The sequence below is a fragment of the Xanthomonas prunicola genome, from assembly GCF_002846205.1.
Classification (GTDB): Bacteria; Pseudomonadota; Gammaproteobacteria; order Xanthomonadales; family Xanthomonadaceae; genus Xanthomonas; species Xanthomonas prunicola.
This window is the reverse complement of record NZ_PHKV01000003.1, coordinates 139,441-153,823: the sequence shown is the minus strand read 5'-3', so window position 1 is coordinate 153,823 and position 14,383 is coordinate 139,441. Positions and strand designations below refer to the sequence as shown.

At 64.8% G+C, this 14,383-nt stretch carries 11 protein-coding genes; 4 read left to right on the top strand and 7 right to left on the bottom strand.

Going from position 1 to position 14,383, the window contains the following annotated elements; all coding sequences use genetic code 11:
• The first annotated feature begins 19 nt into the window (after positions 1-19).
• The 4 genes from dnaK (at position 20) to XpruCFBP8353_RS10660 (ending at position 5,718) form a co-directional block, all read left to right on the top strand.
• Positions 20-1,945 carry a molecular chaperone DnaK gene (dnaK, locus tag XpruCFBP8353_RS10675; protein WP_101363228.1) on the top strand — a complete coding sequence of 642 codons (1,926 nt, stop codon included), beginning with the start codon at positions 20-22 and terminating at the stop codon, positions 1,943-1,945.
• Between the two features lie 159 nt (positions 1,946-2,104).
• A complete protein-coding gene (gene dnaJ / locus XpruCFBP8353_RS10670; protein ID WP_101363227.1) occupies positions 2,105-3,235 on the top strand; it encodes a molecular chaperone DnaJ in 1,131 nt (376 codons plus the stop codon).
• 456 nt (positions 3,236-3,691) lie between these two features.
• Positions 3,692-4,600 carry a pyridoxal kinase gene (gene pdxY / locus XpruCFBP8353_RS10665; RefSeq protein WP_101363226.1) on the top strand — a complete coding sequence of 303 codons (909 nt, stop codon included), beginning with the start codon at positions 3,692-3,694 and terminating at the stop codon, positions 4,598-4,600.
• Positions 4,597-5,718 (top strand): prephenate dehydrogenase, encoded by a 1,122-nt coding sequence (locus XpruCFBP8353_RS10660; protein ID WP_101363225.1) that lies wholly within the window; start codon positions 4,597-4,599, stop codon positions 5,716-5,718. The genes pdxY and XpruCFBP8353_RS10660 overlap by 4 nt, the downstream gene beginning before the upstream one ends.
• Positions 5,719-6,003: 285 nt before the next feature.
• Here the strand turns inward: XpruCFBP8353_RS10660 and XpruCFBP8353_RS10655 are convergent, their stop codons facing one another.
• The 7 genes from XpruCFBP8353_RS10655 to XpruCFBP8353_RS10620 form a co-directional block, all read right to left on the bottom strand.
• Positions 6,004-6,198: a hypothetical protein gene (locus tag XpruCFBP8353_RS10655; RefSeq protein WP_101363224.1), complete on the bottom strand. Its 195-nt coding sequence runs from the start codon at positions 6,196-6,198 to the stop codon at positions 6,004-6,006.
• 357 nt (positions 6,199-6,555) lie between these two features.
• Positions 6,556-7,959: a TolC family protein gene (locus XpruCFBP8353_RS10650; RefSeq protein WP_101363223.1), complete on the bottom strand. Its 1,404-nt coding sequence runs from the start codon at positions 7,957-7,959 to the stop codon at positions 6,556-6,558.
• Positions 7,956-9,041 (bottom strand): HlyD family secretion protein, encoded by a 1,086-nt coding sequence (locus XpruCFBP8353_RS10645; RefSeq protein WP_101363222.1) that lies wholly within the window; start codon positions 9,039-9,041, stop codon positions 7,956-7,958. The genes XpruCFBP8353_RS10650 and XpruCFBP8353_RS10645 overlap by 4 nt, the downstream gene beginning before the upstream one ends.
• On the bottom strand, positions 9,025-10,713 hold the full coding sequence (locus XpruCFBP8353_RS10640; RefSeq protein WP_101363221.1) for an ATP-binding cassette domain-containing protein: 1,689 nt from the start codon (positions 10,711-10,713) through the stop codon (positions 9,025-9,027). The genes XpruCFBP8353_RS10645 and XpruCFBP8353_RS10640 overlap by 17 nt, the downstream gene beginning before the upstream one ends.
• A gap of 89 nt (positions 10,714-10,802) precedes the next feature.
• A complete protein-coding gene (locus XpruCFBP8353_RS10635) occupies positions 10,803-11,702 on the bottom strand; it encodes a hydrogen peroxide-inducible genes activator (protein ID WP_101363220.1) in 900 nt (299 codons plus the stop codon).
• Positions 11,703-11,940: 238 nt separating this feature from the next.
• Positions 11,941-13,710, bottom strand: a complete 1,770-nt coding sequence (locus XpruCFBP8353_RS10625) for an ABC transporter transmembrane domain-containing protein (protein WP_101363219.1) — start codon at positions 13,708-13,710, stop codon at positions 11,941-11,943.
• Positions 13,707-14,309 (bottom strand): IMPACT family protein, encoded by a 603-nt coding sequence (locus XpruCFBP8353_RS10620; RefSeq protein ID WP_162301040.1) that lies wholly within the window; start codon positions 14,307-14,309, stop codon positions 13,707-13,709. The genes XpruCFBP8353_RS10625 and XpruCFBP8353_RS10620 overlap by 4 nt, the downstream gene beginning before the upstream one ends.
• Between the last annotated feature and the right edge of the window lie 74 nt (positions 14,310-14,383).

The window sequence follows — 14,383 nt, the reverse complement described above, 5'->3', positions numbered from 1 at the left end:
AATCATCAGGAGCGTATCCATGGGCAAGATCATTGGTATTGACCTCGGCACCACGAATTCGTGCGTGTCGATCATGGACGGCGGCAAGGCCCGCGTCATCGAAAACTCCGAAGGCGACCGCACCACGCCTTCGATCGTCGCCTACACCAAGGACGGCGAAGTGCTGGTCGGTGCCTCGGCCAAGCGCCAGGCGGTGACCAACCCGAAGAACACCTTCTACGCGGTGAAGCGCCTGATCGGCCGCAAGTTCACCGACGCCGAAGTGCAGAAGGACATCTCGCACATGCCGTACGGCATTCTTGCCCACGACAACGGCGATGCCTGGGTGCAGACCAGCGATGGCAAGCGCATGGCGCCGCAGGAAATCTCTGCGCGCGTGCTGGAGAAGATGAAGAAGACCGCTGAAGACTACCTCGGCGAGAAGGTCACCGAAGCGGTGATCACGGTGCCGGCGTACTTCAACGACAGCCAGCGCCAGGCGACCAAGGACGCCGGCCGCATTGCCGGTCTGGACGTCAAGCGCATCATCAACGAGCCGACCGCGGCCGCCCTGGCCTATGGCCTGGACAAGAACGGCGGCGACCGCAAGATTGCCGTGTACGACCTGGGCGGCGGCACCTTCGACGTATCGATCATCGAAATCGCTGAAGTCGATGGCGAAAAGCAATTCGAAGTGCTGGCCACCAACGGCGACACCTTCCTGGGCGGCGAAGACTTCGACAACCGCGTCATCGAATACCTGGTCGACGAATTCAACAAGGATCAGGGCATCGATCTGCGCAAGGATCCGTTGGCGCTGCAGCGCCTGAAGGACGCCGCAGAGCGCGCCAAGATCGAGTTGTCGTCCAGCCAGCAGACCGAAGTGAACCTGCCGTACGTCACCGCCGATGCGTCGGGCCCGAAGCACCTCAACATCAAGTTGACCCGTGCCAAGCTCGAAGCGCTGGTGGAGGACCTGGTCAAGAAGTCGATCGAACCGTGCCGCACCGCGTTGAACGATGCCGGCCTGCGCGCCAGCGACATCAACGAAGTGATCCTGGTCGGTGGGCAGACCCGCATGCCGAAGGTGCAGCAGGCGGTTGCCGATTTCTTCGGCAAGGAACCGCGCAAGGACGTCAATCCGGACGAAGCCGTGGCCGTGGGTGCTGCGATCCAGGGCGGCGTGCTGGCCGGCGACGTCAAGGACGTGCTGCTGCTGGACGTGACCCCGCTGTCGCTGGGTATCGAAACCATGGGCGGCGTGTTCACCAAGATCATCGAAAAGAACACCACCATCCCGACCAAGGCCTCACAGACCTTCTCCACCGCCGAAGACAACCAGTCGGCCGTGACCGTGCACGTGTTGCAGGGTGAGCGCGAGCAGGCCCGCTTCAACAAGTCGCTGGCCAAGTTCGACCTGTCCGGCATCGAGCCGGCGCCGCGCGGCATGCCGCAGGTGGAAGTCTCGTTCGACATCGACGCCAACGGCATCCTGCACGTGTCGGCCAAGGACAAGAAGACCAACAAGGAACAGAAGGTCGAGATCAAGGCAGGTTCCGGTCTGTCGGACGAAGAGATCCAGCGCATGGTCGCCGACGCGGAAGCCAACCGCGAGGAAGACAAGAAGTTCCAGGAGCTGGTGCAGGCCCGCAATCAGGCCGATGGCCTGATCCACGCCACCCGCACCGCGATCACCGAGCATGGCAGCAAGGTCGGTGGCGATGTGATCGGCAAGGTGGAAGCGGCACTGTCGGATCTGGAAACCGCCATGAAGAGCGACGACAAGGCGCAGATCGAAGCGCGCAGCAAGACCCTGGAAGAAGCCGGTCAGTCGCTGTATGCAGCCGCTGCGGCAGCAGAGCAGGGCGGCAGCGCCGATGCCGCCAGCGGCAATGCACAGGCGTCCAAGGCCGCCGATGACGTGGTGGACGCTGAGTTCACCGAAGTCAAGGACGACAAGAAGTAAGCCGTGATTTGGGAGTCGGGCGTGGGGATTGGTAGCCGCTAAAGGTGCCGATCCCCATCCCGATATCCTTTACGCGTCGCGTCGCCAGGGCGGACCAGCACACGCTGTCCGCTTTTGCGTTTCAACGAATTCCAAATCACGAATCCCCGATACCGGCTTATGAGCAAACGCGATTACTACGAAGTGCTGGGCGTTGCCCGTGGCGCCAGCGACGAGGAGCTGAAGAAGGCGTACCGGCGCTGTGCGATGAAGCACCATCCGGACCGTAATCCTGGCGATGCTGCTGCCGAAGCGGCGTTCAAGGAATGCAAGGAAGCCTACGAAGTGCTGTCCGATGGCAATAAGCGGCGTGCCTATGACGCGCACGGCCATGCGGCGTTCGAGCACGGCATGGGCGGTGGTGGCGGTGGGCCGGGTGGCCCGGACATGGGAGATATCTTTGGCGATATCTTCGGCAATATTTTTGGCGGTGGCGCCGCCGGTCCGCGCGCTGCGCGACGTGGTGCCGACGTCGGTTACGTACTGGAACTGGATCTGGAAGAAGCCGTCGCCGGGATCGAGCGCCGCATCGAGATCCCGACCCTGGTCGAATGCGAGCCCTGCCACGGCAGCGGTTCCGAAGACGGCAAGGTGGAAGTGTGCGGCACCTGCCACGGACGCGGCCAGGTGCGCATCCAGCGCGGCATCTTTGCCATGCAGCAGAGCTGCCCGCATTGCGATGGGCGCGGCACGCTGATCCAGAATCCGTGCAAGGTCTGCCACGGCGCCGGTCGCGTGGAAGAAGACAAGGTACTGTCGATCAAGGTGCCGGCCGGTGTGGATACCGGCGACCGGATTCGTCTTGCAGGCGAAGGCGAGGCCGGCCCGGCCGGCACGCCGCCGGGCGATCTGTATGTGGAAGTGCGCGTGCGCGAGCATGCGATCTTCCAGCGCGACGGCGACGACCTGCATTGCGAAGTGCCGATCCGCATTTCGCAGGCCGCGCTCGGCGACACCGTGCGCGTTGCGACCCTCGGCGGCGAAGCGGAAATCCGCATTCCGGCCGAGACGCAGACCGGTAAGTTGTTCCGCCTGCGCGGCAAGGGCGTGCGTTCGGTGCGTAGCCGTAGCGAGGGCGATCTGTATTGCCGCGTAGTGGTAGAGACTCCGGTCAATCTCACCGCCGATCAACGCGAGCTGCTGCAGCAGTTCGAAGCGACGTTCACCGGCGAGGATGCACGCAAGCATTCGCCCAAGTCGGCCACGTTCATCGATGGGGTCAAGGGTTTTTGGGATCGGATGACGTCCTGACGCGAGCGGCGTCATGCCACGATGGCCCGGCGCGCGGCTTGCTGCACGTCGGGTTATTTTTGGCAGGTTGAAAAGGTCGCGCAATGCGGACGGTGTCCTCGGGCGCTGCGCAGGAACCGGATTGCTTGCGTGACACGTGCCGGTTTGACGCATCCGCCGCGCGTTCTAGCGCAGAACACTTTCGCCTGTAGCGCTAGCGAAGCGAAGCCGTGAGTGATTCGAACCGAGTCAGCCGGGTGCAGCATGATTGGGCTGACTTGTAGCGGTTTCATTGCGCATGCCTGCGGTATTGCGCGCACCGCTGCGCTGGCTGGCGTCGGCATCTGGCTTGGATGTGGTGAGATCGCCCGCGTACTGTTTTCAAAACGCCAGCTGCCGATCACAGCGTGCATCCACGGCACACGTGCAAGGTTGCGCGGATAATCGTCGGCATCTCTTCCCAGCACGGCCGCCTTCATGAGCGATGCACCCGACAGCCACCTCGTCCACGGTCGCCGCCAGCGTCCGGATGGTCCTTCGCCGATCGATGTGATCTCGGTGCAATCGCAGTTGGTCTATGGGCATGCCGGAAACAGCGCTGCGGTGCCGCCGCTGCGCGCGCTGGGCCTGCGTGTGGCGGAGGTGCCGACCACGCTGCTGAGCAATGCGCCGTTCTACGCGACCTTGCGCGGGCGCATCCTGCCGGCCGACTGGCTGGCCGATCTGTTGTTGGGCGCTACCGAGCGCGGGTTGCCGCAGCGGGCGCGCATGCTGGTCTCCGGCTATTTCGGCAGCCTGGCCAATGGCGAAGCCTTCGCCGATTGGCTGGAGCAGACCCTGCCGCAGGCACCGCAGCTGCGCTATTGCCTGGATCCGGTGATCGGCGACACGCATACCGGTCCTTATGTAGAACCCGGTCTGGAACGCGTGTTCGGCGAGCGCTTGCTGCCGTATGCCTGGCTGGTGACGCCCAATGCGTTCGAGCTGGGTCGGCTGACCGGACTGCCGAGCCTGCAGCAGGACGATGCCATCGTTGCTGCGCGCGCGCTGCTGGCCCGTGGGCCGCAGTGGGTCCTTGCACACAGCGTGGCCGGTGCCGCAGGTGAGCTGGTGACCTTGGCGGTCAGCGACGCGGCGGTGTATCGCTGGGCCAGCCCGCACCTGCCGGTCGATGTTGCCGGTACAGGAGATGTCTTGATGGCGCTGCTGGTCGGGTTGCTATTGCGCGATGTGCCATTCGAGCAGGCGGTGGGGCACGCACTCAGCGGCGTGCACAGCGCCTTGGAAGCGACACTGGCGGCTGGCTTCGAAGAGTTCGACGTGCTGGCCGCTGCGCCGGCCGCACTGGCCGCGACGCCGCGATTTGCTGTAGAGCGATTGGCATGATCGCGCAGCCGGTGGTCGGCATCGTCGGCATCGCCGGCGCGTACGGGCGCTGGCTGGCGCAGTTCCTGCGCACGCGCATGCAGCTGGAGGTGATCGGGTTCGATCCGGCCGACAGCGGCATCATGGACGAAGCCACGCTGGCGCAGCGTGCGGACGTGCTGATTTTCGCCGCGCCAATTCGCCATACCGCCGCAGTGATCGAGCAGTATGTGGAACTGGCCGGCGCGCGCGCTGCCTCGCAGCTATGGCTGGATGTCACCTCAATCAAGCAGGCGCCGGTCGCTGCGATGTTGACCTCGCAAGCGGAGGTGGTCGGCCTGCATCCGATGACCGCACCACCCAAGTCGCCAACCTTGAAAGGGCGCGTGATGGTGGTCTGCCAGGCGCGGTTGCAGTACTGGTCGGGCTGGGTACAGCGCTTGTGCGAGGCGCTTCAGGCCGAATGCGTGTACGCCACTCCCGAGCACCACGACCGCGTGATGGCGTTGGTGCAGGCGATGGTGCACGCCACCCATCTGGCACAGGCCGGCACCTTGCGCGACTACGCACCGCTGCTGGGCGAGTTGCGCGCGCTGATGCCGTATCGCTCGGCATCGTTCGAGCTGGATACCGCGGTGATCGCGCGCATTCTCTCGCTCAACCCGTCGATCTACGAAGACATCCAGTTCGGTAACCCATATGTCGGCGAGATGCTCGATCGGCTGCTGTCGCAATTGCAGCAGCTGCGCGCACTGGTCGCGCAAGGCGACGATGCGGCGCGTGCGCAATTTCGGCAGCAATTCCTGCACGACAACGCGCAGGCCCTGCAACAGGATGCGCTTGCGGCAGGCAATTACACCTACGAGCGCGTGGGCTATTTGCTGGCCGACCTGACCGAGCCGCTGACACTGAGCGTATATCTGCCTGAGGACCAGCCCGGTTCGCTGCGTGCGTTGCTACATGTCTTCGAGCGCCACGGCGTGAACCTCTCGTCGATCCATTCATCGCGCACGCCAGTGGGCGAGCTGCATTTCCGTATCGGCTTTGAGGCGGGAAGCGATCGTGCGGCATTGGCAACAGCAGGCAGCGAGATCGATCGCAGTGGGATTGGCCGTGTGCTGGAGCGATCCGATGGCTGATCGCGATACGAGGACGACTCGTGCTGCTATCGATTTCATCCACATAGGGTGTGGATGAAACTTGCACAAGCATGTGGATAACTGCGCACAGCCCTTGCGCCGCAAGGGCTGTGCGGTAGGTGGTCAAAAAATGACCAATGCCGTCCGGAGCAGCTAGCTGGACGATGGCGCCGTCTTTAGATGGTCGCGGTGCCCTGAATCGGCACGTACTCTTCGCTCATTGCGGTTCCTGTGCGCCTCCCACGGCTGCAAGATAACGACGCGAGAGGTATTGGTAGCCGTTCCCTAGAGCGCGGAAAGGCGCAGCTCACCGCCGTCGGTGACGAAGCGCTGCCCCTGACGTTGCAGATGTCGGCCGTCGGGAAGCTCGTAACGCGGCGCCGATTGCGGATTTGCACGTGGTTGTTGCTCGTCGCGGAATTCGATGATGACGTAAGACTCGCCATCTGCACCAATTGCGGGAAATTGCCGGAACGACATAAGCACCTCCGAAAGTTCCTAAGGTTGCAGTGCAGATCGCTCGGGACCCGCACGCCCGGCGCCGGGCCGGTAGGGCGAGCATGCGCACGGACTTGTTATCCAGACGTCGTTACGCGGTGAGTCCGAAAGCCTGCAAGTTGAGCTCGTCAGCCCGGCAGTGGCGAGCATTCGCTGCCTGACAAGGGGCAATGCCTCCGCGCAACTGCCATGGGACAGACTGCAGCGGTCGTCGCATGTCGACAAGGTTTTAAGCGCATTGAAGCGCAGTGACTTCGCACACCTGTCGGCCGATTGCATCGCTCAGACGCGCTGAAATCGCCCAATGCATCGGCGCCAGCGCTACACCCGGCGACGCGTCTAGCGACTCAGTTGCAATGCATCCCGGTCGGCCGTGGCTGCGGCCAGTTCAGCACGCGCGGAGGCAATCCGTGCCTGCGCATCGATCAGGCGCACGCGTGCGTCGTTGGCGGTTTCCTCGCGCTGGTTGACCAGGAAGAAGTCGCCCGACCCCAGCTCGAAGCGCCGCCGCTCGGCTGCGGCCAAGCGATCTGCCAGGCCGCGTTCCTCATCGGCGATCTTGGCAAGCCGTTCGGCGGCATTGAGCGCGATGACGATCGATTCGACTTCAATCGAAATCTGGTCGCGCAGAAAACGGCTGCGCTGATCCAGGGCTTCGATTTCTGCGCGTGCCTCGGCCACGCGGCCTTTGGCGGCGCGATTTTCCAGTGGAACGCTGAAACGGAAGCCGATGACGGCATCGGTCAACGAACGATTCGGGCCGCCGACGCCCGGTGGGCCGAGGTCCTTGCTGACTTCCACGCTGACATCCAGGCGCGGTTTCAGATCGTTCTGGGCCAGCATCAAGCGTGCGGTGGCCTGGTCGATGCGGGTGAGCACGGCACGGTAATCCGGGCGCTCCACCGGTGCAGTGATCTTGCTTGCGCCGGCCAGTCCTTCCAGTGCGGAGGTGTCGGCCGGCAGGCGCTCGGCCGACACGATCAGCGGCATGCCGGCGTCATCGCGCAGATACAGCGACAACGCGTTGGCGGCATTGGCAAAATCCTGTTCCGAGCGCACCACCAACGCGCGCCGACGCACCAGGTTCTGGTCGTTTTCGGTGAGCAGAATGGTCGGCCGTGCACCGAGCGTGACCTGCCGCGAAATCGCGTTGCGGCGTTGTTCGGCCAGTTGCAGCAGTTCGTTGTAGGCGCGCAACTTCAGCCCAGCGGCAACCCAGTTCTGGTAGGCATCCACCGCGCGCCGTTGCACGCCGATGGCCACCATTTCCGCCTCGTACTTGGCTACATCGATGTCGGTGCTGGCAATGCTGCGTTTGGTGCGGCGTTCGTCGATCACACGATCGCGCAGCAGCGCATACAGCGCGCCGACCTTCACTTCGCCGCCGCGGTCGGTATAGGACTTGTCTTCGTAGACCGGAAAGGAACCGCGCGAGGAGCGGTAGCCGCCGTAGTAATAGCCACCGTTTTCCTCGAACGGCCGCTTGGCGCCGGTTTCGATCGTGCTGCCGTCGTAATAGCCGGCCTCGCGCGAGCGGCCTTCGATGTCGAACACGGTATCGAAGGCGCCATCGGCGGAGATGCCCTTGCCCTCGGCCTGGCGCACCTTGGCCAGCGATTCGATGATCTGCGGCGCAGAGCGGGCCGACGACTGCAGCACTTCATCCAGCGTCAGCGCACCGGCCTGGGCGAATGCCGCACCGGGGCAGAGTGCGATCAGCAGGACAACAAGACGGCCGATCATTTCTTACCCGTCGCTTCGTCTTCGGCCTTGGGTGCGGCCGGTTTGGCCTTGCTGTCTTCCTGCGTGGTCGCAGCCGGGCGCCGGCCGAATTCCAGCGGGAAATTGTTGAGCTGGCGCCACAGTTCGTAGCCAACCTTGACCGTTTCACCCTGCACCCAGCCGCGCACCTTGCCACCCTGGCGGGCAAATTCCTGCGCTGGCCACGCCGGCTTGCCCGGCATCGGTTCCACCAGGATGCGGAACAGGCCATCGGGCGCGGCATTGGGGTCGATGGCGCGCACGCGGCCGTCGAACATGCCGTGCGCCACCGACGGCCAGCCGCTGAACTGGATCGCCGGCCAGCCTTCGAACTCCAGCCGCACCGGGCGGCCGGGACGGATCAGCGGCACATCGCGGCCGTCGATGTAGAGCTCGACCGCGCGCTCCACCCGTTCCGGTGCAATCACCGCCAGCACGGTGCCAGGCGAGACCATGGCGCTGCCGCTGGCGGCGTTGAGCTGCTGCACGCGGCCGTCGCGCGGGGCGCGCACCAACTGTGCGGACTGGCGGTTCAACTGGATGTCGATGCGGGTCAGCTTGGCGCGCGATTCGGCCAGTTTGGCATCGGCTTCGGCCACCTTGATCTGGGTCAGTTCGTAGTCGCGGCGGCCGGCCAGGCCTTCGGCCAGCAACTGCTTGCTGCGCGCCACATCGATACTGGCGACTGCGCGCGACTGCTGGATGGCGGCGATTTCTGCCTGCGCCTGTGCACGTTCGCTGGCAAGGCGGGTCAGCAGGTCCGGATCCAGGTCGCCGACGCGCGCGATCGGATCGCCTTTGGAGACGTGCTGGCCATCGTGCACATACCAGCGCTCGACGCGGCCCGGCACGAAGGCGGTGACCTGTTGCTGACGGTCGCCCGGATCCAGCGAGACCACCTGGCCCTTGCCGCTGGCGGTCTGCATCCAGGGGGCAAACGCCAGGATCGCGCCAGCAATGGCAACGCCGATCAACAGCATCCACGCCAACGCCTTGGCGATGCTGGGCGGCCGCATCGCCGCCAGGGTCGGGAAATGCGCCATCCGATCAGGGGCGTGCTGCATGCTGAGCCTCCTGCGTGGACGCAACCAGTTCGGCGCGCGTGGCGTAGCGTTGCTGACGCTCCGGTTCCAGGCGGAACCAGCCGTCCAAGGCGATGTCCTCCGGCCGGCCGGTGCACAGCAGCACCGTGGTTCCTGCGTCCTTCAAGCGCCGCAGGATCCGGGTCAGACGTTCTGCCGGAAGCAGGTCGTACAACTGCGACAACATCAGCACGCGCGGGCGTACCAGCAGCGCGTTGGCCAGCTTCAGCGCCATCACCTCGCCAATCCACAGCGGGAAGCCGGACGCGGCAAGCCGGGTATCCAGGCCTTGCGGCAACGCGGCGATGCGCGCACGCAAGCCCACCGTATCGATCGCTTCCAGCATCGCTTCGGAGCTCACATCGGCCGAGGCCATCGCCAGATATTCGCGGATGGTGACTTCCACGATGGTCGGCCGGTCGAGCACGGTGACTTCCGAACGCAGCAGGTACATATCGAAGGTGGCCAAGTCGGCGCCGCCCACCATGACCAGCCCGCGATCGGGAACCACGTGGCGCTTGAGCACCATGGCGAGCAGACGTTCGGCGCCGCCGTCGGCCAGCGTGACCAACTGCTCGCCAGCCTCCAACGCGAAATCGAAACGCGCGCCCTCGATCACCACGCCATCCAGGCGTACTGCGCTGTTGCGTGGTGCCTCGCCGGCGACGGCGACCGGGCGTTCCTGGGGAATGGCATACAGCAGCGACAATTCCTCCGCGCTGGCGACCAGGTCATAGAACACGTCAAGATAGCTGCCCAGCTGCGCAATGCCGTAAAACACCGCACTCAGGATCAGTTCGGCAGCCACCAGCTGGCCGATCGACAACTCGCCGCGCAGGATCAGGCTGCCGCCCAGCGCCAGCAGCGCGGCGCTGGCCACCGCATAGGTGAGCAGGAACGCCAGCGTCTGGGTGAAGGTGTAGCGGAAATGGCGCCGATGCCGGTTGACGTATTCGGCGGTCACCGCTTCCGAGCGATCCATCGCGAAGTTGAGATGACGACTGGATTTATAGAAGCCGTTGGAGCCGCCGACGCTTTCCAGCCAGTGCGCGGCGTTGTGCTTGGCGTGACTCAGGTCGACCGCCGTGCGGATCGAGCCACGCGACCAGATCATCCAGATCGAGAAGATGGTCAGCAACAGCAGCGCGTTGAAACCGAGGAAGAAGGGGTGATAGAAGCTGGTGACGATCAGGCCAACCGCCGACTGCAGCACGATGGTGAAGGCGCCAACCGCCAGGCTGGGAACCGCTTTCTGGACGATCACCAGGTCGAAGTAGCGGTTGAACACATCGCCACGGTTCTGGTCGGCGAAGAACGGGTTCTGCGCATGCACCGCGCGTACGGTGATCTCGGCTACCACCCGTGCGAACAGGCGGCGTTCGAACAGCGCCATCACCCACACCCGCATCGCGCTCAATGCCGCTACCAGCAACAACAAGCCCAGCAACAGGCCGGACAAGGTCCATAGCGGGGTAGCCAGCGCAGTGTTTGCCACGCTGTTGATCAACAATTGCACCGAGATCGGCGTGGCCAGCGACAGCAGGCTGATCGCAATGCCATACACCAGGGCCAGGCGCACATACGGCATATCCGGGCCGACGACTTCCGCCAGCCAGCTTGCCGCTTCCCGCCATCCGATCCGCTTGGCCGCCATTCGATGTCCGTTGATGAGTTCAGTGAAGCATTGACGAGTTGTCAGCCTTCAAACAAGGCCAAAGCGCTTATTCACCGCATAGGATTTTCCTATGCGGCCACCGCACGTAGCAGATTGGCGATCAAACCGAAGGCCGGCGCACGACCGGCGCCCTGTCGCCAGAGCAGACCAATCTCCCTATAGTAGCGTCCGCCTTTGACTGGCCGAACCACCACATCGTCGCCTTCGCGGATTTCCTGGCGGACGTACAGATCCGGGAGCAGTGCAAGGCCCATGCCCATGCCGGCCATCTGGCGGATCGCATCCAGGCTGGTGCCTTCGTAATCGCGCAAGACATTTGCACCGACATCCATGGCGATTGCGGCCACCTGTTCTGCCAATCGGTATTCCGGCATCAAGGTCAACAAGTTGGCGCCGCGCAGATCGGCCGGGGTGATGCAGGCCTTGGTGCGCAGCGGATGGTCGGCGGCCATGGTGACATGCAGCAGTTCGCGGAACAGCCGCTCGCTATGCAGGCCGCGGCCCGGCACCGGCAGTTGCGCCAGGACCAGATCGTGTACGCCGCTGCTCAGATCGGCGGCAAGTGCGGTCGGCAGCCCCTCGCGCACATGCACGCGCAGGGCCGGATGTTCGCGATGCAAACGTGCCACCAGGCTTGGCATCAGATAGGCGCCCAGCGTGGGCGACACCCCGAGCCGGATGGTGCCGACCAAGGTGTCGGCGGCGGTGGCGCGGACCTCTTCCAGATCGGTGACATCAAGCAAGATGCTGCGTGCGCGGTCGAGCAGATCGCGACCCAAAGGGGTCAGAATCGCCTGCGCTCCGCGCTCGAATAGCGGCGCGCCGATGATGGCTTCCAATGCGCGGATCTGCTGCGACAACGATGGTTGCGAGACGCCCATTTGCTCGGCCGCGCGGGTGAAGCTGCCGGTGTCGGCCAGCGCGACGAAATAGCTCAGCTGGCGAAGCGTGGTTTTAGGGCGGGGCATGGGTCGTATCGGATTGCGTGGAAGCGCACGGCCGGCGTGGCCGGTGAGTCAAGACGGGGGGGCGTGGCTCACAAGACGAGCGACAGTCGTCCAGTGGCTGTGGATGGCGCTCAGGAACTGCAGGGTACGAGTGACGCATGCCGATGCCGAACACTGGCCGCGCCCGCGTGGCGGTGAGCGCAGTCGTTTTGTTGGCTGCTTCAAGTGCCATCGCTGGCGGCGCAGCGTCAGGCAATCCTCATTGATCGATGAACTGCAGCCGCGCCAATTCCGCGTACAGGCCGCCTTCGGCGATCAATTGGGCATGGGTGCCCTGCGCGACGATGCGGCCGGCATCCATCACCACGATGCGGTCGGCCTTGAGCACGGTGGCCAGGCGGTGCGCGATGACCAGCGTGGTGCGGCCTTCCATCAGCCGATCCAGCGCCTGTTGCACGGCCCGCTCGCTCTGGGCATCGAGCGCGCTGGTGGCTTCGTCCAGCAGCAGGATCGGCGCGTCCTTGAGCAGCGCACGCGCAATTGCCACGCGTTGCTGCTGGCCGCCGGACAGACGCGTGCCGCGCTCGCCCAGTTCGCTGGCGTAGCCCTGGGGCAGGGCGCGGATGAAGACATCGGCTTCGGCGGCGGCGGCGGCCGCTTCCACCTCGGCATCGCTGGCTTGCAGGCGCCCGTAGCGGATGTTGTCGGCGGCGCTGGCGGCAAATAGGGTGGGTTGCTGCGGTACTAGGGCGATGCGTTCGCGCAGCAGTACCGGGTCAGTGTCGCGCAGGTCGATGTCGTCGATGCGCACCTTGCCGCTGACCGGGTCGTGGAAGCGCAGCAGCATCGACAGCACCGTGCTCTTGCCCGCCCCGGACGGACCGACCAACGCCACGGTTTCGCCGGGACTGACATGCAGATCGAAGCCATCCAGCGCCGGCGCGTCCGGACGCTGCGGGTAATGGAACACCACCTGGTCGAAATGGATCGCGCCGCGCAGCGGCTGCGGCAAGGCCTGCGGTGTGGCCGGCGCCACGATGGCCGGTTGTTCGTCGAGCAATTCACCCACCCGGCCCATGCCGCCGGCGGCACGCTGCAACTCGTTCCAGACCTCGGCCAGCGCACCGACCGAACCGCCACCGATCAGTGCATACAACACGAATTGGCCCAGCGTGCCGGGCGTCATGCGGCCGGACACCACATCGTGCGCGCCCAACCACAACACCGCGACGATCGCACCGAAGATCAGCATGATCGCCACTGCGGTCACGGTGGCCTGGGTGCGGATGCGCACCTTCGCGGTGTCGATGGCGGTCAACAGTGCGGTACTGAAACGCTGGCTTTCGTAACGCTCGCGCGCATGCGCCTGCACGGTGCGCACTGCACCCAGGGTTTCGGCCGCCAGCGTGTTGGCATCAGCCACGCGGTCCTGGCTTGCGCGCGAAATCTTTTGCAGGCGGCGCGCACCCAGCACGATCGGCAGCACCGCCAGCGGGATGCCGATCAAGGTGAAGCCGGCCAGACGCGGGCTGGTGACGAACAGCATCACCACGCTGCCAATCACCGTGGCCACGCTCCGCAAGGCCACCGACATGGTGCTGCCGATCAGCCCACGCAGCAATTCGCTGTCGGCCGACAAGCGCGACACCAGTTCGCCGCTGCGGCTGCGGTCATGAAATCCGGCATCCAGGCCGATCAGGTGTGCATACAGCCGGCCACGCAGGTCGGCGACGACTTTTTCGCCCAGGAGGGCGACGAAATAGAAGCGGGCAGCGGTCGCCACCGCCAGCACCACCGAAACTGCGAACAGCAGCAAGAACGCCTGGTTGATCTGCGAGTCGCCGGAAAAGCCTTGATCGATCATGCGCTTGACCGCTGCCGGCAGGCTCAGTGTGGAGGCAGCGGAAATCGCCAGCGCGACCATCCAGGCAACGAACAGGCCGCGCTGGCGTTGGATGAACGGCCACAAGGTGCGCAGGCTGCCCAGCTTCCGCAACGGGTTGGGACGTGCAGCGGCTGGCTGGGTCATGCGGCTTCCGGAGTTGAGAGATGGACACGATTGCGGGTGGCGTCGCACAGGCGGGTTTTCAAGCCGGCGAGCTGATCCGCAGGCAGTTGCACGCGCAACGCAGCACCGTTGGCGTCGAAATGTTCATCCAGTTTGTCGGCATGGAAGGCCGCCAGCGCTGCGTGCACCAGGCCCAGGTCGTCGAACCGGCACTGCACCTGCACTAACGACAACGCGATCAACGGTTGCCGTGTCGCCAGCCGCAAGCACTCGGCCGCCGCGCCGCCATAGGCACGCACCAGCCCGCCAGCACCGAGTTTGATGCCGCCATACCAGCGCGTGACCACGACCACCACCCGGTCTAAGCCCTGCCCGTCGATGGCGGCCAGGATCGGCCGGCCGGCGGTGCCACTCGGCTCGCCGTCGTCGCTGGAGCGATAGTCCTGCCCGAACCGATAGGCCCAGCAGTTGTGCGTCGCGTCGGGCACTGCCACGCGCTGCACGATCTCCAGCGCATGCGCCGGAGTGTCCAGTGTGGCAGCGTGGGCCAGAAAGCGACTGTGCTTGATGTCCAGGCTGTGGTGCGCGTCAGCGGCGAGGGTATCGAGCATCGCCATCATTCTATGCGAGGCGGTGTTGCAGGTTGCTGCGGCCATCGTGACTGCCGTTGCAAGCTGGCAAAACAACGCCATGT

Coding starts and splice junctions, on each gene's coding strand:
- dnaK (WP_101363228.1), top strand. CDS start 20: ATGGGCAAGATCATTGGTATTGACCTCGGCACCACGAATTCGTGCGTG.
- dnaJ (WP_101363227.1), top strand. CDS start 2,105: ATGAGCAAACGCGATTACTACGAAGTGCTGGGCGTTGCCCGTGGCGCC.
- pdxY (WP_101363226.1), top strand. CDS start 3,692: ATGAGCGATGCACCCGACAGCCACCTCGTCCACGGTCGCCGCCAGCGT.
- XpruCFBP8353_RS10660 (WP_101363225.1), top strand. CDS start 4,597: ATGATCGCGCAGCCGGTGGTCGGCATCGTCGGCATCGCCGGCGCGTAC.
- XpruCFBP8353_RS10655 (WP_101363224.1), bottom strand. CDS start 6,198: ATGTCGTTCCGGCAATTTCCCGCAATTGGTGCAGATGGCGAGTCTTAC.
- XpruCFBP8353_RS10650 (WP_101363223.1), bottom strand. CDS start 7,959: ATGATCGGCCGTCTTGTTGTCCTGCTGATCGCACTCTGCCCCGGTGCG.
- XpruCFBP8353_RS10645 (WP_101363222.1), bottom strand. CDS start 9,041: ATGCAGCACGCCCCTGATCGGATGGCGCATTTCCCGACCCTGGCGGCG.
- XpruCFBP8353_RS10640 (WP_101363221.1), bottom strand. CDS start 10,713: ATGGCGGCCAAGCGGATCGGATGGCGGGAAGCGGCAAGCTGGCTGGCG.
- XpruCFBP8353_RS10635 (WP_101363220.1), bottom strand. CDS start 11,702: ATGCCCCGCCCTAAAACCACGCTTCGCCAGCTGAGCTATTTCGTCGCG.
- XpruCFBP8353_RS10625 (WP_101363219.1), bottom strand. CDS start 13,710: ATGACCCAGCCAGCCGCTGCACGTCCCAACCCGTTGCGGAAGCTGGGC.
- XpruCFBP8353_RS10620 (WP_162301040.1), bottom strand. CDS start 14,309: ATGATGGCGATGCTCGATACCCTCGCCGCTGACGCGCACCACAGCCTG.